Source organism: Pedobacter heparinus (assembly GCF_032678725.1).
GTDB classification, from domain to species: domain Bacteria; phylum Bacteroidota; class Bacteroidia; order Sphingobacteriales; family Sphingobacteriaceae; genus Pedobacter; species Pedobacter heparinus_A.
The window spans coordinates 229,811-252,668 of record NZ_JAVTSC010000005.1; the positions used below are offsets into that span (position 1 = coordinate 229,811).

Here is a 22,858-nt window from a genome sequence, read left to right on the forward strand (position 1 = left end):
AGCGCGATAATTTTGTAGTATAAATTTAATATTATGAAGATTATCATCGTTGGCGCATCAGGCACCATGGGTAAATACCTGACCAGCGCATTTAACAAAGAACATGAAGTAATTACCGCGGCCAGCAAAGGTTGTGAAATCAGTGTAGACATTACCGCTACCAGATCGATCGAGGAAATGTATAAAAAGGTTGGGGGATTTGATGCACTGATCTCCACTGCCGGACCCACCTATGTTGGACCCTGGAGCAAGCTTTCGGATCGGGAATTTCGCCAGGGGGTTGAGGGAAAGATGATGGGTCAGATTAACCTGGTATTGATCGGACAAGATTTTATCAGGCCAAAGGGATCCTTCACTTTAATCACAGGGGCACTTTCGCATGATCCACAGCGAAACTTTGCCAACGCATCGGCGGCAAACGGAGCAGTAGAGGGCTTTGTGCGCGCAGCAGCGATTGAACTGGAATATGGTATCCGCATTAATGCAGTAAGCCCAACGGTGATCGAGGCCTCACCTCAATATTTTCCATATTTTCCCGGCGATATACCGGTAACTATGCAGCAGCTGGAATTTGGTTTCCGCAAATCTGTATTTGGGCCCGGAACAGGTCAGATCATCCGGCTTTAATCTGCTTGCTGACAGCAATGCATGGAAGAACAATCCATTATCTGTTAAATAATGATCTTAATTTAATTTATAGAAACGATGAAAACAAAAATGAAACTCATTGCCTCGCTGAAGATCTGGGCAGTGATCTATCCTTCGATAATGCTGTTCCATTACCTTTTTGGGGTACAACTGGTACTACTGCCGCTCTATTTGCGTACGTTGCTGTTGACCGTGTCTTTGGTGCCATGGATGGTATTTATCGGTATGCCAATGGTTGAATTGCTGATCGTTATGTTTGAAAGAAGGAATAAGGAGGTGTATAAAAATGAAAAGTAAATACCATTACGATGTAATCATTGTTGGAGGAAGTTATGCCGGATTAGCTGCAACTATGGCGCTTGGCAGGGCATTGAAAAAAGTGCTCATTATTGACAGCGAATTGCCCTGTAACAGACAGACTCCGTATTCACATAATTTCCTGACGAATGACGGGAACACACCTAAAGACATCGCCGCGCTGGCGAGATTGCAGGTAGGGCGTTATCCGACGGTAAGCTTTTTAAGTGGCCGGGTGATTTCGGGAAAAGGGGATGGAGATGCTTTTGAGGTATTTACTGAGGCCAGAGAAATCTATAGCGCAAGGAAGCTCATCTTTGCTACAGGAATCCGAGACATATTGGCGCCAATTGATGGACTGGCAGCGTGCTGGGGGATTTCTGTAATACATTGCCCATATTGTCATGGATATGAAGTTAAAGGTGAGCCAACGGGATTACTAAGTAATGGTGAGGCGGGCTTTGATTTTGCCAGGCTGATCTCTAACTGGACGACTGACCTTACACTTTTTACTAATGGTATTTCCATATTGTCTGGAGATCAACAGGTGCAGTTGGTGGGGCGCGGTATAGCTGTGGTAGAGAAAGAGGTCTCTATGCTGGAACAGGACAATGGGCAGCTTCGGAATGTACTTTTTTCAGATGGAAGCGCATACCCGCTGAAAGTGTTATATGCGCCGGGTTCGTTTGAACAGCACTGTAAGGTTCCTGAGGAGATGGGATGTGAACTTACGGAGGAAGGCATCTTAAGGTTGATGTATTTAGTGAAACAACACTGAAAGGGGTATATGCGGTAGGTGACAATGCTTCAAAAATACGGACCATTGCCAATGCGGTGGCTATGGGGACTACTGCCGGAATGGTGGTCAGTAAACAGATGATTCTTCAGGATTTTAAAGGGGAGGGTAACTTTTAAGCATCACTCTTCTGAGGTTGCAGAATTATGGAGTGCAGGATCTCTTTCCCGTAGGTTTCAAATAATTTCTCGAACACCACCAGGTTGGAATAACCGATCTCATCTTCAATGGTGATGAAACATACTCTTCCGGCGGTGCCGGGTTGTTGACGGACCAGGACCAGACCGGCTACTTTGACCAGTTGCCCGTTTGTCGCGTCGTTATTGATCGTATGGCAGGATTTGGTGTTCAGCATATCTAGCTGTGGCCGCACAAAACTCACCGGATGGGCTTTGAGGGAAAGTCCAACAGTTGCATAATCCTGCACCACTTGTTCACCCTTACTCATCAGTGGTAATTCCATCTGGGTTTCCAGCTTACTTTCAGAGGCCTGGCCTTTGAACAATTCTACCGGCATATCCTGTAGCGCAGATACTTCCCATAAAGCCTTGCGCCGGTGCATGGTTGTTGGGGTAAATTAGAGTTTATGCTTTTAAGCTGATTGGGGGCGAAATTGTATGGCTGCATTTGGATGGGTTACAAAACACTCATAAATTTGGAGGTTCCTAATTACTGCAATGGCTCAACCAGTTAAATACAGATGCTACGGAATGAGATTTTACATTATAATTTATTGTTAAGGGGCGGGATTTATGACAGAATGATGAATACTTGCTGATAGGTGAAATAGAAGATGTAATTAAATCCTGTTGTGTAATTTAGCGTTAAGAATAAGGATATGAAAAGAGTAATCAATGAGGAGGTTGCAGACCAGGTAAGGGAATTGCTGGTCAGCGAGCAGCAGGATGTGGAAGAAAAGAGCATGTTTAGCGGCAACTGTTTTCTGGTCAATGGTAAAATGTGTGTTTGTGTAAATCAGGAAAACCTGCTGTGCCGTATTGGCCATGAAAGGGTTGTTGAAGAACTGGAAAAGGGCACCTGCAGTCAGATGGTGATGAACGGGCGTACAAGTAAAGATTTTGTTTATGTAGCCTTAGCCGATATTACCAGTCATAGAAAACTGGCACATTGGATAGACCTGTGCCTTCAGTTCAATCCGATAGCAAAAGCCTCCAAAAAAAGGAAATAATTTCCGTTATTCCTCCTTTCTCTACTACTTCAACAGGTTTCAACTGTTTAACTGTAAGAATTACTTAAATTAAATCTTAACGTTGAAAAAAACAGTTACACAGATTACACTTGCAATGCTGCTATGCACTTTATTTGCAAATGGACAAACGCCAGTCAAACAAATTGCTATTAACGGATTACCAGCACGGAAACCACTCATACGACAAACTATTTTAGTCAAAAACGGGAAAGCAAATGGTAGAATTGTTACGCCTGTCAGCGTTGAATTTCTGAAGCTGGCTAAAAAATTACAGTATGCTATCCGACAGGAAACAGGTGCTAAGCTGGAAATTATCGCAGCCGATAAGATGGCCAATCAACGTGGCGAATTTATCAAATCAGAGCCTGATCAAAACATCATTGCCCTTGGAAGCCTGGAAAATAACGGAGTTATTGCCCATCTTTATTTTCGTACTTATTCTGCTGTTGATGCAATGTACCCCGGTAAAGATGGCTATTTGATACAAACTGTGTCTGACCCATGGGGTAAAGGGGCAAATGTATTGGTACTTGGTGGTAGTACTGTTAAAGGTGTCGAAAAGGCCACAGATCGTTTTTGCAGGGATCTTACTAAAGGCAGCACCTTAGCGATCTCCGGTACTTTGAAATATGAGCATACCCGGAAAGCGTTACCCAACCCCACCGATGAGCAAATTGCCAAAATCCTTGTACAATCTGCTGCCGACTTCAAGAATGGCAAGCAGGGGGGACTGTTCAATCCCATTGTTCAAGCTGCGGACGCGTATGCTCTTAGCGGTAATGAGGGCCAGGCTAAGCTTTTCAGAGAATTGCTCTTTCTTGAATATGATCTGAAAACCAATAGCCCGGCGGCTTTCGATAGCCCCTGGGGTGGAGCTGCAGATTTTTTGTTTGGTCCTTTAATCGCCGCGTGGGATAAAGTTGAGGAGAGTCCATCTTTTACGGAAGAAGATCGTGTGAAGGTGCTGAAGATTATACTTGATTATATTCATTATTATGAGAATTACGCCTATGTCCCCGCTTTCAAAACATCGATTATAAGACATAACCATCATACGTTTCCAGGTCAGGGCTTTGTTGCTGCCGGGCAGTATTTTGGTAAATATTATCCTACTTATAGTGAAGCAAAAAAATGGCGTGAAATGGGCGATAATTGTTTCGTTATACAGCAGCAGTCATGGAAATCGCAAGAAGATTGCAGTGCTTATGGCGGTATTTCTGCACGGCATATGGGGTTTTATGCTACTTCTCGCCCGGACTTTACCTGGTTTGATTCGGGGCGGGCGGATATTGCCGGTAACCTGGCCATAATGACCATGGATAACCTGGGGTACCAATGTGCTTTTGGTGATGTTGCAGGATTTAATCCAAGGTCCAATATGGCTTTGTGGAATTACCTGACTATGTTGAAACGGGATGGGCGGTATTCGTGGGCAATGCATAAAAATCATAATGCTTCCAGCTCTGATCCAGGAGCACTCCCTATGCCAGTCTACGTGAAACCTGTGGAACCATCTGATCTTCTGGGTACCAGATATATCCCGATGGACTCACTGTTCTATACCAGTTTAAATGGAAAAGGTACCGTTCCTTTAAATCAGGCTTTTGATAAAATATCTTTTCGCTCGTCATTTGATCCGCAAAGTTCATACATGGTGATTGATGGCATAAATGTAGGTTATCATGGTCATAGAGACGGAAATTCTGTTTTACGGCTTACAGATCGTGGCCGCATCTGGCTGGCCGAGGGGGATTATATTAAATCCTCACCGAAATTTCATAACACCTTACTGATTTTTCGTGATGGAGTGGCTTCTGCTATGCCACCATTCGTTAGACGTGAGCTTGTTGCAGATCTGCCGAATGTTGGCATGACCCGTACTACGACAATCAACTATGGAGGTACCGATTGGACCCGTAATGTTATCTGGGACAAAGATAAAGCTTTCGTCTTTATTGATGAAGTAAAGGCGAACAGTAATGATACTTACAATATCCAGACGCACTGGCATAGCCTTGGAAAACCGACTTTAAGCGAAAATACTTTTAATCTAAGCCAGCAGGGGGAGCGTTTTTCAATCCAAAACCTGGATGGTTCACACTTGAGGTTCTTTGGTGATGTTGAAACTGGTAAAAACTGGATCGGTTATAAATATGCTGATCCGGTTATAAACACACTGCAACAAACGCGCGGAGCGGTACTGCGCAAAGGTGATAAATTATATATCATTAATGTGATGAGTGCTGACGCAGAAGAAAGGTCACCAGTTAGGGCTGTCCGTGTAAACGACGCAGCACTATTACTTGGTAGTGGTGACGACCAGGCGCTCATCGGGACAGGCGGGATTAAATTAGATGCCCTTGAGACGGATGCACAACTGTATTGGTTGGGCAATAAGAAGATCGTATTAGGAGGCGCTAAAAAATTCAGCCTGAACGGTAAAACTATCTTTAGCTCTAATGATTTCGTATCGGTTGAATTGACTGCTGATGGATTGACCGTATTCGCAGAAAAACCCACCAAAGCTTCCTTTGCTTTCGATGAAAAAATACATATGAAGGATTTGCCTGCTGGTAAGCATGTGATTTCAGGTTTGACGCTGCCGAGAGATTTTGAACTAAAGTTTCCTGCAGCTGCGCCGGCAAAATATAAGGTGTCAGGTAACTTTAGTGTGAGAAAGCTGGTAGAAAAGGCTCAATTTATACCCAATAAATCAACCGGAAACCGCCCTACTGCGGCTGACAAAAATGGAATTTATACGGCTGGTAGTGATGGTATTTTATATGCACTTCATGCAGATACAAAAATCAAATGGCAATATACTGTCGGAGGAGATATTACTGCCGTCTGGACCGGCAAACTCACTAAAGATACTCCTGAACGCATTGTGGCAGGTAATGCCAGCGGCAGGATCGTTGTACTAGATCAGTCGGGACAAATGATCTGGGAACAGCAAATACCTATATATAAAGATACCCAGGCGATTGTATATTTTACTGCTGCTGATCTTGCGGGAGATGGTAACCGCTCGCTTATTGCCGGGGGTAGCAACTGGTATCATTATGCTTACAATGCTGAAGGAAAATTACTTTGGAAATACCTAAGCCTGCACGCTTCGAGCAGCGGTACAGCAGCTGATCTGGATGGTGACGGCAAGCAGGAAGTAATAGCTGGCACGCAATATGCAGCCTGGCATGCAATTACCCCCGAAGGCAATCGAAAATGGATGATCAGTCCTGTGGGTCCGGTTGCAAATGCAGTAGCAGCAGGAGATTTGACTGGTTCAGGCAGGATCTCTGCATACATTGCGGGTGGAGATGGTAATCTATATGCGATAGCAGGTGATGGTAAACGACCCTGGACTTACAACACAGGTGATGGTGCAACCTGCATGGAACTTCTTGATGTAAATGGCGATGGAAAAAAAGAGATACTGGTTGGAACGCTCAATGCCAGCCTAATAGCAGTTAATGCAGATGGCACACGTTTATGGCGACGGGATTTGCGTGAACCGGTGCGGTCAATGACATTAGCCGATCTGGACGGTGATGGTAAAGCGGAAATTGTTGTTGGCACAGAAGTGGGACATGTGATCGCGTTAAATCGAGATGGACAGCCTATTGCATCCTGGAGTAATACTGGATCTGTGGAAAAATTAATTGACGTTGGAATGGGACATGTTGCTGCTACAACCAGTGAGGCAAAAATAGTTGTGCTGGGAATGAAGTGATCACCGAACCAAATGGTACAGATTCCATTCGTTTTTTGTGTAAAAATTCGATATCTTTCTCTGCGGTGTGGGCCGATTTATGAGATGAAACAATTTTTTACCAGCTAATTAAAATGGAATTTAAGGAAAGAGACTTTACAAACCAATTTGCCGAATCAAAGATCCTGACCTGGATCAGAGAAAACTTAAGGTTTATTTTAATCGCCATCGTATTGATGATTTTGCTTTGGGGAACTATTTTTCAAATAGGTACTGAAGAAGTAGGGGTTATTACCCGGGTGGGTAAATATACCAGGACGGTTGACCCGGGGTTGAACCTTAAAATGCCATTTATAGAGACGGTGCATAAAGTTCCGGTTGAGCGCCAGCAAAAGCTGGAGTTTGGTTTTCGCTCGATGGGGGCAGTAGACAACCAGTCTGAATATTCAAAGGATGGCTTAAGAGATGAATCGCTGATGCTAACGGGAGATCTTAACCTGGCTGATGTAGAATGGGTAGTCCAGTACAGGATCAATGATGCTTACAATTATTTATTTAAAGTGCGGGATCCCGAGAGTACGCTCAGAAATATATCGGAGGCTGCAACCAGGCAGATTGTTGGAGATAGAACAGTAAATGAGGTATTGACCATAGGAAGAACTGAAATTACTGTAAAACTGCACCAGCTGATCCAGGAAATCTGTAATGAATATAACATAGGGATTAAAATAGAACAGGTAGTATTACAGGATGTAAACCCGCCTGATCCTGTAAAAGCTGCTTTTAATGCAGTAAATGAGGCACAGCAGGAAAAGGAAACACTGATCAACCAGGCCAAATCTGAATACAATAAAGTAATTCCAAAGGCAAGCGGAGAGGCTAAAGCAACTATACAAAAAGCTGAAGGGTATGCGATAGAACGAGTTAATAATGCCGAGGGTGAATCAGCCAGGTTTAATGATCTTTACAATCAATATATAAAGGCACCTGAGGTAACTAAAAGGCGGATCTACCTGGAAAATATGACAACCATATTGTCTAAGCTGGGTAATGTGATTGTAACTGACCAGAACGGAGCTAATGTATTGCCGCTGCTGCAGATGCAACTGAATAAGGATAATACTAAAAAGGACTAATATGAGAGGAAAACAGATATTATTGGGACTATTGGCTTTTTTTGCACTATTGTGTTTGCTAAACAGCACTTTTACTGTTAAGGAATTTGAACAAGTGGTGGTCACCCAATTTGGAAGGCCCATCGGTAATGCCATAACTACACCTGGAATAAAATTTAAATTGCCTTTTTTACAGACTTCCAACGTGTTTGAAAAGCGTTTTATGGAATGGGTTGGCGATCCGAACCAATTGCCTACCAAAGACAAAAAGTTCATTTTTGTAGAGACTTATGCCAGATGGCAGATTACTGATCCGCTTCAGTTTTTTAAGCGGCTTACGAACGAACGCGGGGCTCAATCCAGACTGGATGATATCCTGGACGGGGAAACGAGAAATGTAGTAGCCAAGAATAATATTGAGGAACTGGTACGTAGCAGCAACAGAAGGCCGGAACTTGATTCGATAGGGGAAGTACTGGGCGATTCATTAACGCAAGTGTACGTAGGACGCGATAAGATGCAGGACATGATCCTTAAATCTGCCAATAAACAAGCTATTGAACTGGGAATAAAGATTCTGGACTTCAGGTTTAAAAGGATTAATTATGTACAGGAGGTGCAGACACAAGTTTATGAGCGTATGAAAAGTGAGCGTTTCCGGATTGCGGATAAGTTTAGATCAGAAGGCCAGGGTGAGGCTTCTAAGATAAATGGTGATAAGGACAGGGAATTAAAGAATATTCAATCTGCCGCTTTTAAAAAGGCAGAGGAAATAAAAGGTAGGGCGGATGCCAATGCGGCATCCATCTATGCATCTGCTTATAATCAATCTGCTCAGTCTAAGAGTCTTTATGGATTTTTAAAATCAATGGAGACACTTGATAAGACATTTAGTGAAAAGACCTCTGTGATATTGTCTACCAACAGCGAGATTTATCAATATCTGAAAAGGTCCAATTAATTAGTTTTAACTTTTACATCCTTGAACATAAACGGATTATCGCTAAGCCTCAGCACTTTTTTACTGGCGGTTGTGATGTTTTTGAGAATGACTTCGTTGGTTTTGACATAGCGGAACTTTTCCTGGTAGGTATTGTCTTTCATTTCCGGATTGAAATTGCTGAAAATGGCGGGCCCCTGGTAATTATCCGGATGGATAGCGTCGTCAATTCGGAGATTTTCAATGGTAATACGTTCCGGCATATAGCACGTATAGCCGAAATTATGCTGGCCTGAATAGAATCCGCTGATCAGGGAAGCACTCACAGATTTACCACCTGCCGGCACAAAGACACAGTTACGGATTACTACTTCTCCATGCCATGTACTGCCATAATCGCGACGCAGGTTAACAAAGCTCCGTCCACGGACGGTGGAATTCTCAATTGTTAAAAGACCACTGCCAATGGCATTGATCCCCATGTGTCCGAGGGTCGAGTTTCGGATCGTGGCATTGGCAACTCCCTGGTGGGCATCAAACCGCGAGAGTGTACAGTTATCATAGAGAAGGTTTTTGCAAAAGTTTGAACCCATAATACCCCAGTATTTGTTGTTGTTGATGTCATTGGTTTGGCTGCAATTTACGAAAGATATGTTGACTGCACGGTTTACAGAAAGGTCGTAGGTGCCCATTGTGACAGGCTTACCCGCTGCGCCAATGGCGCTATAGGTCCGGTGTCCGGTAAGGATGGTGTTTTTTACCGTCACATACGCGCAGTTACCGATGTTGATAAATCCTCCGTATGGCGCGCCATGGTCTCCTTCATTCTTGATGTTGTGTTGCATCCCTTCAACAAGTACATGGGATCGTCTGATAGAAATGCCCCTGCTATAATAAGTAGACTTTGATTCAGCTTTATTGGCAATTGTAGTGAAGCGACCTCCGGTGATCTTCAGTAGATTTTCATCGATGGGCAGCGCGGTGATTTCTGTAATCTGATCGAAATCCCAGATGATTGGTGCATTCATATCGACCTTGCCGTTTTTATCGACGATAAAGATGTCGGTTTGTGAAGATCCATCGTTTTGGTTTAGTCCAAACCGGATGTATTGTTTTATGTTGGAATTGGTAACGGTAATTAAACAGGGACCTGGTAAAGGCACGTCGATCTTTTGCTGGTTCCGCCTTATTGAGGATATGTTTTCCAGTTTAATAGGTTTGAGGCCTGAACTTACCGTAAAAATGGCTGCATTGCGGTTTTTCACATCGGTGTCATCAATGATGAAGGTGGCCGTGCCGAAATCAGTGTTTGTCTGGATGACTGCCCTCCGCTCCTTTCCTCCAATGTAATAGGTTGCTCCAGCGTCGGCTTTAACCAAAAGGCCGTGGAGATTGGCAAATGCATGAGTTGCCGCAATAACATCCATATCATCGGTTTTTCCATTACCTATGGCACCAAAGTCACTGTAGCTAACTGATCCGGCAGCTTTAAACTTAAGGACATCCTTTGGCGATATGTTGACTTGCAATTTGTTGTTGTTGGTGTATACCTGGGTTTTCTGCGCCCGGGATGTGATCACTATACTATTTTCAAGCGAGTTTTTTTCCTGTGCATGGGTTACCAATACACAGTTTAAAAGGAGGAACATCAGGAATAGGAGTATACACTTCATCATTAGAATAATTTTGTCTTACACGAATATACGGTTACTCTGCTTGTTTTACTTTTTGACCGCGCATATAAATGACAAGACCGCTGAATGCGAGAATCAGGATTACAGGAATGGTTAGTGTAGCCTGTAATACTTCCGGCCCGGCCAGGTTTTTAGCATTAGCCAGGGCCAGTGCAGCTGCAGACTGTTCAGGTGCTTTTACATAAGCATCGAGTGTAGCATCTGAGGGTAAATGTTTAACGATCAGACTATCGTAAAAGCTCCCCATAAAAATAGTATAAATGGAAACAGCAAACATCCCGGCACCCCCCATCAGGTTTAAACCTAATGCACCTGACTTAGGAATATTCTCGGCAACAAAGCCGATCATGGTAGGCCAGAAATAGCAGACGCCTATTCCAAAAATGATGGCGGCAAAGAAAATGGAATTACCAGTCATTGTGCTTAACATATACAGACCCACTGCGGCAAATATGGCTGAAAGCAACAAAACACCCTGTGGGGCCAGCCTGTGAACAACAGGCTCTGCAAAACCACGGCCAATAACCATGATTCCAGTAGTAAGGGTAAGCAGTAAAATGGCATTGTCTGTTACATTTTTAAGCAGGAGACCTATCCATTGCCCGGTAAACAATTCGGTGATGGCTGTTCCAAACATGCATATGAACATGAAGATGAACAAGGGAGAGAGTACAGCTTTGTACATGTCGGCATTTGAATAGCCGGATGAAACTCTTTCTGTAACCGGAAAATCAAGTTTCGAAAACAGGTATCCGTAAATCAGGGTAGGAATAAGCATCATGGCTACCTGTATTTTCCAGCCCAATCCTAAATGTACAAAAAAGGTAACCAGCAAGGTTCCAATTACAATACCACCCGGGAACCATAAATGGAAATAATTTAGGCGTGTGGTTTTGTTATTGGGATATAAAGTGGCTACCAGTGGATTACATGCTGCCTCTACGGTACCATTTGCGATGCCAATCAGCAAGGTCGAGAAAAACAGGGTCCAGTAGCCCTGTGCAAAAATAGTGAGCACGATCCCGGCAAGATGAAAAATAAAGGCCATAACCAACAGGCGTTTCATTCCGATAATGTCTACAATAAATCCCCCGATTACAATGGCTAAGGGAAATCCCCAGAATGCGGTAGCGGTGATGGTGCCCAATTGGGTTGCATTTAACTGGAAATCGATGCCCAGTTGGTTCATCATTCCTGCACGGATCCCAAAGGACAGGGAGGTGACCAATAAGGCCAGGCAGCTTGCCCAGAATAGTTTAGTGGTTTGAATGTTAAGCATATTTGGTTTTAGTTTAGTATTATAAGTTGCTATCTATTTTTTTGTTGTTTCAAGTTCTTTTACGGTCCATGGAATGCTTCTGCCATTTGTTTCCTTCCGTACTTTTTTAACATCTGAGGGGTTTACAACAGGGGCTTTATTGCCCAGGTCGTTCCTGATGTAACTGAGTGCCGAAGCGATGTATTCATCGTCATTGCCTTCAAGCGCCGGCATAATATCTGGATAAGTCTTACCATTTACAGGACCTGACAACCCATGGAGGAGAACTTTGATCATTTTCTCCGGATCTCCGGTCACGTCGGCAGAGCTGGCCAGGGGAGGGGCGATCATATCTTTTCCACCGATGATAACGCCTTTACCGTCTGTGCCATGACAGGTTGCGCAAAGTTGTTTAAAAATCAGGGCACCCTGGCTTACCAGTTTTTTGTCGGCTTCAGTGAGTGCTTTTGCATTTTTCTCTGTTAATGCTTTGGCATCGAGACTATTCTGATATTTTTTTTGCGACTCTGCCATTACCTGGTTGCCAGGGTAGCGCATCAACAGATCTTTTATAATGGCCTGTGCTTTTTCTGATTTACTGAACCTTAAAGTTAAGGCCAGTTGAAAGCGCACGTCAGGACTTGTATCATTCTTGATTGGCTTCAATGCGGCTATTAATTGCTCATTGCCACCTCTCACTTTTTCATCGCAGATCCATACAGCCGTTTTACGCAGTTCGGGATCTTTATCTTTTAATATTTGCATTATGGTTTCATTATCCAGGACCTTTAATCCGTTCAGTGTCCATAATGCGTGGATGCGGCCAAGCTGGGTAGCCTCAGTATTCAGGGCGATTTCCTTTAATGCCGGAGCGACAGATTTATCACCGCGTATGACGATCAGTTTTTGCGCATTTTCTCGCCACCAGCCATTGGTATGGCTTAAGTAAGGGATCAGTTTATCAGTTGACAGGCTCAACAGTCTTGGTACTGTTTTGTCGGGTTTTATCCCATCATATACTACCCGGTAGATGCGTCCCCGGCCAATATTTTTATCCAGATTTCTACTGGTGATCTTTGGCCTGAGGTAACTCCCAATTTTTGTCCAGGCACTTTCCTGAATAATGCCACGGTACATGTCTATAATGTAAAGGCAGCCGTCTGGACCGGTTACACTGTTCACCGGTCTGAAGTTCATATCTGTTGATGCGATAAATTCTCCCTTTTCGTAAGCATTCTTCAGGGTTATTTTTCCATCTGTATTGATCACTTTTGCGCGGCGTATCAGACGTCCTACTGGTTCACAGATAAAGAGGTCGCCATTTGCATCTGCAGGTAAAGAATTACCTCTGTATATGGATTGGCCAGTGCATCCGGTAAAGTGGTTTAATGTACTGTCAGACCGTAATCTTTTTATCCCGCCCTGTACATCCGGAGTGGATATAATGGGCCATACAGCCTGGAATTCTTCATCAAACTGGTCCTTAAAATCTAGCCTGCCGTAAGATGGGTTTTGCTGAAAGTTCAGTGCCGGGGTTTCAGATCCTGCAGAAGAAAAAAACAAACGGCCATAGTTGTCATGGGTTAAACCCCATTGACCGCCGGGACCTTCGTGCAGGTATTCTGATCTGATCATACCATTGTCGTAATAATAACGCATGTTTTCTACCGTCACATATATTTTATTGTCGAGGTTCCAGATCAGACCACTTTTTTGATGTTCCAGGTTACTTTTGCTAACGGCATCATTTTTAAATACCAGTTTCTTTTCATCTGCAATACCATCGCCATTGGTATCGCGATAGCTGTAAATGTGATTGGAATAAGTTTCATTTACTAAAATGCGGTCGTCAAGTGCCAGTATCATTCGGGGTAGGAGCAGGCTGTCAATAAAAACAACTGCTTTATCCATTTTTCCATCTCCATTGGTATCTTCCAGTCTTTTTACTGTGCAAGCCGCTTTCATTTCTCCTGTGCCGTCTGCATCTTGCATATAGGTATTCATTTCCGCAACATACATTCTGCCATTACCGTCCCATACCATGGCAACAGGTTCGTGGATCATTGGCTCACTGGCGATGAGCTCCAGGTGGTAACCAATTTGAAGGTGTATGGCCTTCATACTTTCATGCGGGGAAAGGTATTTGGAAGAGGGTGCTGTATTTACTATTATTTTACCATTGGCATCTCTTTTAAGTATGTTTTGAGAAACCTTGCAAGCGTAAATTAGCATACACAAGCCCAGGGTAGCCAATGCCCATTGTTTATTTTTCGTCATTGATATTTTAATTTAGGTTTCTTTGGCATGTTATTCAGATACCAAAATAGGCAATCGATTGCATATTTCGAAAGAATTTTTTGTCAACTTCATCATTGTAGTTGTATCTTCTTCTGATTAATAAAACAATCTGGTATGACAGGCACACCTACAGCGGTGATCGCTAATAGCTCGGACAGCTTTTCGAATGGATACCTGGGAATCCCGTGCCATTATCGTTTTTTTTTACAGGATACAAGGCTGATTGTAAAGGCAATAAAGATTGTGGGCCATAATTTATTCATATCCGATGGTTTTGCCAATATAAACGAGAGAAGTAGAATAAACGCTACATGTTTGCAAGGTTGATTAACTTAAAATGTTATCTAGTGATGCAGATGGATTAATACAATCCAGCTGATGTTCAGATTTATGGTAGAAAAACACCCCGTGTTGAATGAAGTATCTTTAATTTTAATCCGATACTTGAACAACAATTTTCCCGCTAACGGTATGAGACGCTATCACTTCATGTGCACGAGCAATTTCATTTAACGGGAAAACTTTTTCAACTTTTACTTTTAGCTGTCCTTTTTTCAGTAGGGTAGAAAACAGCTGCAAAGTCTCCTTTTCCGGGCGCATCATAGGCCAGATCAATTCGATATTCCTTTCCTTAGCCAGTTTTATCGCTATTGGATCGTCTTTGGTTGATGAAGGTAGACAAACAATTTTACCGCCTGGTTTAACACTATTGATAGCACGGTAAAGTATTTCACCTCCCATAGTATCCATTACTGCATCCAGATTGGTGGCAATCTCTTCAAATTTCTGTTCCTTATAATTGATCACTTCGTCAACACCCAACTCAACTAAAAATGCAGCATTTTTTGCAGATGCTGTTCCATAAACAAATGCACCACTGAGCTTAGCAAACTGTACAGCCAGATGACCAACACCTCCTGCAGCAGATTGTATCAATACCCTTTGCCCGTTTTTAACTGCTAAATGATCGTGAATAGCCTGGTATGCAGTTAATCCGGCAAGTGATATGGCCGCCGCCTCATGGAATGAAATATTTGCCGGTTTTTTAGCTATAACTTCCGGATTTGCTACTACATATTCTGCATAGCTGCCATTGATGCATCCAAAAACCTCATCACCAATCTTAAAATCCAATACATTACGGCCAACATATTCAATTATACCACTTACATCTTTGCCCAAAACTGTTGGTAATTGCATCGCTTTACAAGAGCTATGTAATCCAGATCTGATTTTAGCATCAACAGGATTTATACCAGCAGCAATTACGCTGATCAAGGCCTGGTTATCATTTGCTACGGGTTTTTCTATTTCACTAAGTTCTAACTCTTCCGGTTTACCAAATTTTTTTATAACGATTGCTTTCATAAGCTTTTATAGGAAAACAAATCTAAAGCTTATTGTTTTTACTCCAATAGCTGTTTGTCAGCATTAAGTGATATTTGAAGGGTTTTGTGCCCCCTTTTACCTATATATTTAGTCCGGTACCCGGAAACTGTTGTAAAAAATGGTTCCGGGTTTTTTATTTGAAATTATCTTTAAATTCGTCTTCTTAAGTTATGCACAAAAACATCAGTATTTTCAATTGGAGCGGGGGTAAGGACAGTACCTTGGCGCTACATTATGCGCTGCAAAGTGAACGTTTCGATATCCGGTATTTACTTACAACGGTTAATGATGTCTATAACCGTGTAAGCATCCATGGAGTGAGAGAAAGCCTTTTGATTAAACAGGCAGATAGCTTGGGAATTCCTTTGTATCAGATCAGGTTACCCGGATCGCCTGATATGAGTACTTATGAGTTACAGATGCATAAGCATATGACATTTTTAAAATCAGAAGGTATTACCCATTCTTTATTTGGCGATTTGTTTTTGGAAGATCTGAAGATATACCGTGAAACTAAACTGGCAGAAATTGGCTTAAAGGCTGAATTTCCGATCTGGAAAAGGAATACCTCTGAAGTAATAGCGGATTTTATTTCTTTGGGCTATAAAACCATTGTCGTATGTGCCCGGGAAGGTCTTGAAGATTTTTGTGGTAGAATAATAGATGAGGAGTTCATGGCTGATCTTCCAGATGGGATAGACCCATGCGGCGAGAATGGTGAGTTTCATACTTTCGTATTTGATGGTCCTCTGTTTAAAAAGTCCATTAATTTCAGGTTAGGGGAACGGATATTTAGAACTTATCCTGCTCCTAGAGGTGCGGTCCAGCCGGGGTATTGGTATATTGATTTGATGGGATAAATAAAGATACCTGGCTATAGTTCTCTTAACCAGATGTTGCGGAAATTAAGTGCTGCGCTCGGATCGCCATGTGATTGTAATTTGATGGGCGCAGGGCCATGTGCTTGTTTGTAAGCCGGATCTCCGATGTATTGTGTTGGTCCTTTGAGTTCGACGTTGTCCTGAACCAATACTCCGTTGAACAGTACGGTTACCCTTGCAGGAGTTCCTAGACTTTTGTCGTTATTAAAAGTTGGTGCGGTCCAGATCACATCGTATGAGTTCCATTCGCCCGGCTTGTTGGTTGGGTTTGCAAGCGGAACCAGTTGCTTGTAAATGCTGGCTGCCTGTCCATTGGTATAGGTTTCATTTTTATAGGAATCCAGTATTTGTAATTCATATCCGGCATCTCCTTTACCCAGGGAAGCAAGAAATAATCCACTGTTCCCTCTACCTTGTCCTTTACCTTCAATATTTGCAGGTACCTGCCATTCTATATGCAACTGATAATTGCCAAACGATTGTTTGGTTTCGATATTGCCACTGCCTTTTCCTTTTTTAACGGTAAATACATTATTCGCTACGGGCCATACTGCAGGTTTGTCTCTATCTTCTGTCATTACCCATTTGCTAAGGTCTTTGCCATCAAACAAAACTATGGCATCAGAGGGAGCAGGGCTGAAAATTCCGGTTGCCTGTACTATTTTTGGTACCGGTGTATATACTTCTGTTTCTTCTGGTTTCGTCTTTGTCTGTGCGTTAGCCATACTTAGCCCACTTGTAACTAATACTGTGGTGATAAAAATTTTATTCAAGCCCATTTTGTCTTTATATACCTCAAAGCAAGCAATACTTTATGAAAAGAGCAAATGTTTTTCTGGATACTTTACCTGTCTCTTCACAATTATTTGGCAAAAGCAATATTGTTGTTTTTAACTTAAAATAAGTTTTATTATTTCTGTTTGTAACAAAATGAAAGAAATTGATTGAAAATTAAAGCAAATAATGCCTAAATTACCAAATATTATTACTTTTACTTCCTGGTGAACCTCAAACACTAAAATGTCTTATTCTGAAATAGCTGTGCAAATGAAAAAAATAATTTTATTACCCATCTTTTTTTTAATCTTAATACTGAACGCCCAATCTCAAAATGTAAATATGCTGGCAAATATGCCAGATTCCATCTATTCGGGGAAACAGGGCAAAATCCACGTGCAGGGTGTTGCAGTGGATAAAGTAAACGGCTATGTTTATTTCTCGTTCACAGATAAGTTGGTCAAAATGGACCTCTCGGGCAAATTGATAGGAAGCGTAACTGGTTTTGTAGGGCATCTTGGGGATTTGGATTTTAATACAGCAGACGGAAAGATATATGGGTCACTGGAATATAAAAATGATGCTATTGGTAAGGGAATCAGTAAAGAATTGGGGATAAAAAACAGCAACGAAAGTGGGTTTTATATTGCGGTATTTGATGGATCGCGCATTGTACGGGCTAATATGAATGCTGAAAAAGAAGAATTATTGCAAACAGTTTACATACAGGAGGCAGTAAAAGATTATGAAGCGAACGTAAAGGTTGGTAATCAGACAAAGCAACATCGGTTTGCATGTTCTGGAATAGATGGTATTGCTTTTGCTCCGGCAATAGGAAGTTCCAATTCCGATAAAAAATACTTATATGTTGCATATGGTGTTTATGGAGATAAGGATAGAGACGATAATGATCATCAGGTTTTATTAAAGTATGATATTGCCAACTGGAATAAATATGCGCAGCGGCTATCGCAAGACCAATTGCATCATTCAGGGCCGGCAAGGCCATTGGAAAAATATTTTGTGAAAACTGGCAGTACACGCTATGGTATTCAAAACCTGGCTTATGATCCTTATACCGGGAATCTTTTTGCCGCTGTATATCGTGGCGTTAAAACGCAGTTTCCAAATTACGATTTGTTTGTGATTGATATCCACAAAAAGGCTGTTAAAGATCAAATATCCTCAGATGATCAAAAAATAAGTGTTAAGACCCTTTCTTTATTGCAAAGCGGCCCTAAAGATACCAGAACGAGCATCAGAGGATGGCATTTTGAATGGGGAGCTACAGGCTTGTGCCCTTTAGGCGATGGATTATTTTACATTTCGCATAATGCAAAAAACAAAGACGGACAACAAGAGAGTACGATCTATAAATATAAATGGGTAGGAGATGTTCAAAACTCATTTATCCGGGTAAAATAATTCAATCAATTTGTCCACCAGTACTCCTTTTCAAATAAAAATACAGACTAATATTCTGATGTGAAGGGAGAAATGGACGTTATTGCGGGTTGATTTGGACAGGCGATTTTTTATATTTGTTATATTGAATAACATTAATATAAGCAGATGAAACACCTTACGATAATTGTCCCGGATGGACAGAATAACCTGAGCAGTATTATAGGCGCATATAAAATAATGTCCAGGGCCAACGAGTATTGGAAAAAAACTGGCAGGAAAGAGTTGTTTAAGATTCAACTGGCGGGCATTTCTAAAAAAATAGATTTTTATGAGGGCTTATTTACCGTAAAACCACATACTAATATTTCAGCAATAACCAAAACTGACCTCATCATTATACCCTCTCTAAACCATAATTATCAACAAGCGATAAAGGGAAACAAATTGCTGATTGATTGGATTGAGAAGCAGTATAAATCTGGTGCTGAAGTAGCAAGTATATGTACAGGAGCATTTATGCTGGCATCATCAGGTTTACTGGACGGCAAAAGCTGCTCTACACATTGGGCAGCAGCCGATCATTTCAGAATTATGTTTCCAAAGGTCGACTTAAAGGCTGACCAATTGATCACTGACGAAAATGGAATTTACACCAATGGTGGTGCATATTCTTTCCTGAACCTAATGATTTATCTGGTAGAAAAGTATTACGACAGACAAACTGCCATCTTCTGTTCGAAAGTATTTCAGATTGAAATTGATAGACAAAGCCAGTCAGCGTTTACCATATTTACCGGCCAGAAGAAGCACGATGATGAAATGGTAAAAAAAGCACAGGCTTATATTGAGGATAGGCTGGATGAAAAAATATCTGTCGAACACTTGTCTTGTCAGTTCTCTGTAGGAAGGCGAAATTTTGACAGGCGTTTTATCAAAGCTACTGGAAATACGCCTGTTGAATATGCGCAGAGGGTAAAAATTGAATCAGCCAAGAAGACATTTGAAACCAGTCGCAAAACAATTAATGAAGTGATGTATGCTGTAGGCTACTCGGATGTAAAGGCTTTTCGTGAAGTGTTCAGGAAAATTACCGGGATGTCGCCGTTAGCATACAAAGCTAAATACAATAAAGAGGGACAATAGATTAAGTTAACTCCAAAAAAACCTGCTATCATAGGATAACAGGTTTTTTTATTATATAATTCGGTTACTGAACCACTTTACCTTCTTTGTCAATTTTAAGAGAACCTGTTTCTTCTCCTTTTTTTACATTGATTAGATAATATTCAGTTTTATCTGCGTTAGTAACCAAAAATGCAGCTGTTGGTGTCCAGTCTTTAACCGTATCGGCTTGTAATGTTTTTTGCACTGCTTCTGGAAGGTCTTTTAGTTCAACCGGAGCTTTTGTAGTGCTATCCTGATATACAGCAACTGTAATTGGGTTTTTGATTTCACTCGCTTTTACTGAGGTTAATCCTGCTACGGCTAAGAATGCTGCTGATAAGATGATCTTTTTCATAATATTCGTTTTAAAACAGTTAAAAATTCTTGTTAATTATGAATAGACTATGTTTAATAATTGTGCCTCAGTGGTATTTTTTGGCACTTAACTGATTTACAGTGATTTGCTTTTTTATGGTGTTTTTAGGATTGTAGAGTTTGTCTACAATGTGTTGCAGGAATAATCTCTTCGATGGGTTGATGTCATAGAGGGCTTATCAGGTTAGTCTTTTTTATTTTATATTAGTATTTTTAAATCTAGCTAAAGTCCTTATTGGTCAGTATAATAATAAATTAACCAGGAAATGAACAACGAAATTCAGGTATTTAACGATTTACAATCCGATGAAGATCGGGAAATTTGCAATTTGCTTAAAAATGAAATAGAGCAGTGTTTGCCCGATGCTGAAAGCAAAATTTGGCACCGTCATCCGGTTTGGTTTTTGCATGGAAACCCCATTGTAGGATATAGTAAGTTAAAAGACTGTGTGCGTTTACTTTTTTGGAGTGGAGCTAGTTTTGAAGAGGGGCTATTAAAAATAAATACTGGTAAATTTAAAGACGCTTCTATTCCTTATACTTCAGTGAGCCAAATCAATATAGTAGATTTAAAGCGCTGGCTTGAAAAATCGCGGTTAATACAATGGGATTATAAAAATCTGATCAAAAGAAAGGGCGAATTGAGACCTATATAAACTAAAATATTTTTCCGAGGCCTGATCTGTAAACCCGACCTATAGGAATTTGGTGTCCGGCAATTAGGATCTTGTTCTTTTCTATTTGACTGATCTTGTTCCTGGCTACAATGAAAGATTTATGTACCCTGATGAAATTTGGTTCGGTAAACAGTTCGGTCATATGTTTTACAGAGCCTTTTGTGATGATCCTTCGTTCTGCAGTATGAACTATCGTATAATCCTTGAGACCTTCTATATGGGTTACTTCTTCGAGGCTCAGCCTGATCTTTTGGGTACCACTTTTTACGAAAAGAAAGTCTGGTGCTGTTTCGTTGGTTTGAACAGGGATAGGGGTACGTTGTAGCTCAAACCAGTCGATGCTCAATTTAAGACCTACCATAATAGCCAGGTACCATATGGTACTAAAAAGATTATACAATATAGCCTCCAGCAGATTACTGTTCAGCGTAGGGCCAATGATGAAACCGTACAGTATGAAATCAAAAATACTCTGTAGTGTCAGGTAACCAAGAACAGAAAGTAATACCAGCAAAAAATAGCGGAGATAGGTTCCCTTTGCCAGATACCTGGGCAATAAGTAATGAAGGTTTATATAGGCAACGCCAACCAGCATAGTAATCCTTCCAGTTACACAAAGTATAAAATAAGGCAATCCAGCTTTGTAGATAAGATATCGCTTCTCATAGCAGAAAAAAGCAGTAATAAGTATCCAATAGCCAGCATGAAGCATGATGTGCTTAATGGTTACACGCTTTGTAGAAAAGGGCAGAACAATCTGTTGATCTAATAAACCCATAGTTTATCCAATAATGTATAAATTTATACAAAAAGATCATGCTAGAGCTGTCGTTTATCTAAAATATTAGCAGTACCTCTATTATCTTGTCTTTTACTGGTATTAAATAAATCCGTAACTATGCGTGTTTTACCAAATTTATTATTTACTTAATAACCGGCTAACAGTTTTCTCAAACTTATCTTTGTATTTTAGGTAATGTTGCCCTGTAGCCGGACCATAGAAATTGGTTTCTACATCACTTATTTTTCCGGTTTTATCTATAAAAATAGTTGTTGGAAAAACTTTGATATCGGTCAATTGAGGTAGGGTTTTTTCGGTCTTTTTAGGATCAGATACTGGTATTCCTGTAATCAGAATGGGATATTGGACATCAAACGCTTTTTGGAATTTTTGGAGGCTCTTTTTTGACCGCTCTATATCGGCACTTAATTCATACGACAAGGCAATAACCTCTATCCCCCTATGTCTGTTTTTCTTATAGTATTCGCTTAAGAAAGCAGTTTCATCCATGCAATTCGGACACCATGAACCCATTATCTGCAGAATAACTACTTTTCCTTTATATCTTTCGTCTTTAATCGATACCATATTTCCATTTAAATCTCTAAATTGAAAATCAGGTGCACCATTACTGCCTTCTTTCAGTGTTGTCGCCGGTGTAGTTGTTAGCTCAGCCTGTTCATTTCTTGTGGCTACCCAGTGCTCTTTTCCGGAAGCACCCGATAACAATGAACCTATAATGGTATCCCTTTCAATTTTAGCTTCAAACAACATGGCGTGAATTCCGTCAAACGTGGAAAGAGTAAGGGAATTCCCTGAAACAGTTCCATTTAAATATCTGTAATCACCTGAAGGAGTTAAAATAGAACCTGAAAGTAAATTCTTATTTTGAATAAATTGTCCAATTGCCGGCCGTTTTGTTTGATTGGCCCTGGTGAATTCGATGGTCCATTTACCAGCTATATTTGCATATTTATTTTCGGATATGTTGATGGAATGTTTGATCCTTGAGGAAGCTGCAAAGGGAATGATGATATCTTTATTTTCTGCACCCCTAATCCAAACTCCGTTTATACTATCTTTAGTAATGATTTTGACTTTGAAATAAGATTCAAAAACGGGCATTTTGATAACAGCGGAATCTTTGGTTATATGGATCCCCTCTGTTTTGATTCGTTCGGATCCATTGATGATATAGAAACGTAACTTTTTATCTTCCTGTTTAATTTCAAATTCAAAAGGAATGTAGCGGGAATCAGTTCGTAACAAGGACGCATGCCACCTGCCAGAGTTTAAAATAGCCGCTTTCTGAGCCAATAATGTTGTACAAGATAATGCGAATAGCATCAAGAATATTGTTTTCCTAATCATGAGTTACCTGTTTAGATCTTAAGAAGATCTAGCAAAGTTGCACAATTTTCTAATACTTTATATGTTGACCG

General features: G+C 41.1%; 20 protein-coding genes. 11 read left to right on the forward strand and 9 right to left on the reverse strand.

The genetic code is table 11. The features are described 5' to 3' along the window. Positions 1–33: 33 nt before the first annotated feature. From R2Q85_RS10250 to R2Q85_RS10260, 3 genes are all read left to right on the forward strand, one after another. Entirely contained in the window at positions 34–627 is a 594-nt protein-coding gene (locus R2Q85_RS10250; RefSeq protein WP_316811680.1) for a short chain dehydrogenase, read from the forward strand. Between the two features lie 78 nt (positions 628–705). Further along, a complete protein-coding gene (locus tag R2Q85_RS10255; protein ID WP_316811681.1) occupies positions 706–945 on the forward strand; it encodes a hypothetical protein in 240 nt (79 codons plus the stop codon). Next, positions 935–1,723 (forward strand): NAD(P)/FAD-dependent oxidoreductase, encoded by a 789-nt coding sequence (locus tag R2Q85_RS10260; RefSeq protein ID WP_316811682.1) that lies wholly within the window; start codon positions 935–937, stop codon positions 1,721–1,723. Before R2Q85_RS10255 ends, R2Q85_RS10260 begins: the two co-directional genes overlap by 11 nt. Before the next feature lie 133 nt (positions 1,724–1,856). On the opposite strand, the gene R2Q85_RS10265 is transcribed toward R2Q85_RS10260, so the two are convergent. Continuing rightward, positions 1,857–2,303, reverse strand: a complete 447-nt coding sequence (locus R2Q85_RS10265; RefSeq protein ID WP_316811683.1) for a hypothetical protein — start codon at positions 2,301–2,303, stop codon at positions 1,857–1,859. Between the two features lie 276 nt (positions 2,304–2,579). Here R2Q85_RS10265 and R2Q85_RS10270 point away from each other — a divergent pair, with 276 nt between their 5' ends. From R2Q85_RS10270 to hflC, 4 genes are all read left to right on the forward strand, one after another. After that, a complete protein-coding gene (locus R2Q85_RS10270; RefSeq protein ID WP_316811684.1) occupies positions 2,580–2,930 on the forward strand; it encodes a TfoX/Sxy family protein in 351 nt (116 codons plus the stop codon). An 82-nt stretch (positions 2,931–3,012) separates the two neighbouring features. Then, positions 3,013–6,681 (forward strand): PQQ-binding-like beta-propeller repeat protein, encoded by a 3,669-nt coding sequence (locus R2Q85_RS10275; RefSeq protein WP_316811685.1) that lies wholly within the window; start codon positions 3,013–3,015, stop codon positions 6,679–6,681. Between the two features lie 113 nt (positions 6,682–6,794). Then, positions 6,795–7,796, forward strand: coding sequence for an FtsH protease activity modulator HflK (gene hflK / locus R2Q85_RS10280; protein ID WP_316811686.1), 1,002 nt, complete (start codon positions 6,795–6,797; stop codon positions 7,794–7,796). A gap of 1 nt (position 7,797) precedes the next feature. Next, positions 7,798–8,736: a protease modulator HflC gene (gene hflC / locus R2Q85_RS10285; protein WP_316811687.1), complete on the forward strand. Its 939-nt coding sequence runs from the start codon at positions 7,798–7,800 to the stop codon at positions 8,734–8,736. Here hflC and R2Q85_RS10290 read toward each other — a convergent pair. From R2Q85_RS10290 to R2Q85_RS10305, 4 genes are all read right to left on the reverse strand, one after another. Next, positions 8,733–10,391 carry a hypothetical protein gene (locus R2Q85_RS10290; RefSeq protein ID WP_316811688.1) on the reverse strand — a complete coding sequence of 553 codons (1,659 nt, stop codon included), beginning with the start codon at positions 10,389–10,391 and terminating at the stop codon, positions 8,733–8,735. The genes hflC and R2Q85_RS10290 overlap by 4 nt on opposite strands. A gap of 31 nt (positions 10,392–10,422) precedes the next feature. Further along, the gene (locus R2Q85_RS10295) at positions 10,423–11,688 is read right to left on the reverse strand and encodes an MFS transporter (RefSeq protein ID WP_316811689.1); all 1,266 of its coding nucleotides are present in this window, start codon (positions 11,686–11,688) and stop codon (positions 10,423–10,425) included. Positions 11,689–11,721: 33 nt separating this feature from the next. Beyond that, positions 11,722–13,944, reverse strand: a complete 2,223-nt coding sequence (locus tag R2Q85_RS10300; protein ID WP_316811690.1) for a HEAT repeat domain-containing protein — start codon at positions 13,942–13,944, stop codon at positions 11,722–11,724. Positions 13,945–14,397: 453 nt separating this feature from the next. Then, on the reverse strand, positions 14,398–15,333 hold the full coding sequence (locus R2Q85_RS10305) for an NADP-dependent oxidoreductase (protein WP_316811691.1): 936 nt from the start codon (positions 15,331–15,333) through the stop codon (positions 14,398–14,400). A gap of 191 nt (positions 15,334–15,524) precedes the next feature. On the opposite strand from R2Q85_RS10305, the gene R2Q85_RS10310 reads away from it, so the two are divergent. Beyond that, on the forward strand, positions 15,525–16,214 hold the full coding sequence (locus R2Q85_RS10310; protein ID WP_316811692.1) for a diphthine--ammonia ligase: 690 nt from the start codon (positions 15,525–15,527) through the stop codon (positions 16,212–16,214). Between the two features lie 14 nt (positions 16,215–16,228). Here R2Q85_RS10310 and R2Q85_RS10315 read toward each other — a convergent pair whose 3' ends face one another. Beyond that, positions 16,229–16,960, reverse strand: coding sequence for a DUF1080 domain-containing protein (locus R2Q85_RS10315; RefSeq protein WP_316811693.1), 732 nt, complete (start codon positions 16,958–16,960; stop codon positions 16,229–16,231). Between the two features lie 322 nt (positions 16,961–17,282). Here R2Q85_RS10315 and R2Q85_RS10320 point away from each other — a divergent pair, with 322 nt between their 5' ends. Both R2Q85_RS10320 and R2Q85_RS10325 read left to right on the forward strand, forming a co-directional pair. Next, entirely contained in the window at positions 17,283–18,437 is a 1,155-nt protein-coding gene (locus R2Q85_RS10320) for a hypothetical protein (RefSeq protein WP_316811694.1), read from the forward strand. Between the two features lie 147 nt (positions 18,438–18,584). Continuing rightward, the gene (locus tag R2Q85_RS10325; protein WP_316811695.1) at positions 18,585–19,562 is read left to right on the forward strand and encodes a GlxA family transcriptional regulator; all 978 of its coding nucleotides are present in this window, start codon (positions 18,585–18,587) and stop codon (positions 19,560–19,562) included. A gap of 64 nt (positions 19,563–19,626) precedes the next feature. On the opposite strand, the gene R2Q85_RS10330 is transcribed toward R2Q85_RS10325, so the two are convergent. Continuing rightward, positions 19,627–19,938, reverse strand: a complete 312-nt coding sequence (locus R2Q85_RS10330) for a hypothetical protein (RefSeq protein ID WP_316811696.1) — start codon at positions 19,936–19,938, stop codon at positions 19,627–19,629. 286 nt (positions 19,939–20,224) lie between these two features. On the opposite strand from R2Q85_RS10330, the gene R2Q85_RS10335 reads away from it, so the two are divergent. Next, a complete protein-coding gene (locus tag R2Q85_RS10335; protein WP_316811697.1) occupies positions 20,225–20,614 on the forward strand; it encodes a DUF1801 domain-containing protein in 390 nt (129 codons plus the stop codon). A 1-nt stretch (position 20,615) separates the two neighbouring features. Here the strand turns inward: R2Q85_RS10335 and R2Q85_RS10340 are convergent, their stop codons facing one another. Beyond that, the gene (locus R2Q85_RS10340; RefSeq protein WP_316811698.1) at positions 20,616–21,413 is read right to left on the reverse strand and encodes a LytTR family DNA-binding domain-containing protein; all 798 of its coding nucleotides are present in this window, start codon (positions 21,411–21,413) and stop codon (positions 20,616–20,618) included. Between the two features lie 141 nt (positions 21,414–21,554). Then, positions 21,555–22,763 carry a TlpA disulfide reductase family protein gene (locus R2Q85_RS10345; protein WP_316811699.1) on the reverse strand — a complete coding sequence of 403 codons (1,209 nt, stop codon included), beginning with the start codon at positions 22,761–22,763 and terminating at the stop codon, positions 21,555–21,557. Positions 22,764–22,858: the final 95 nt, after the last annotated feature.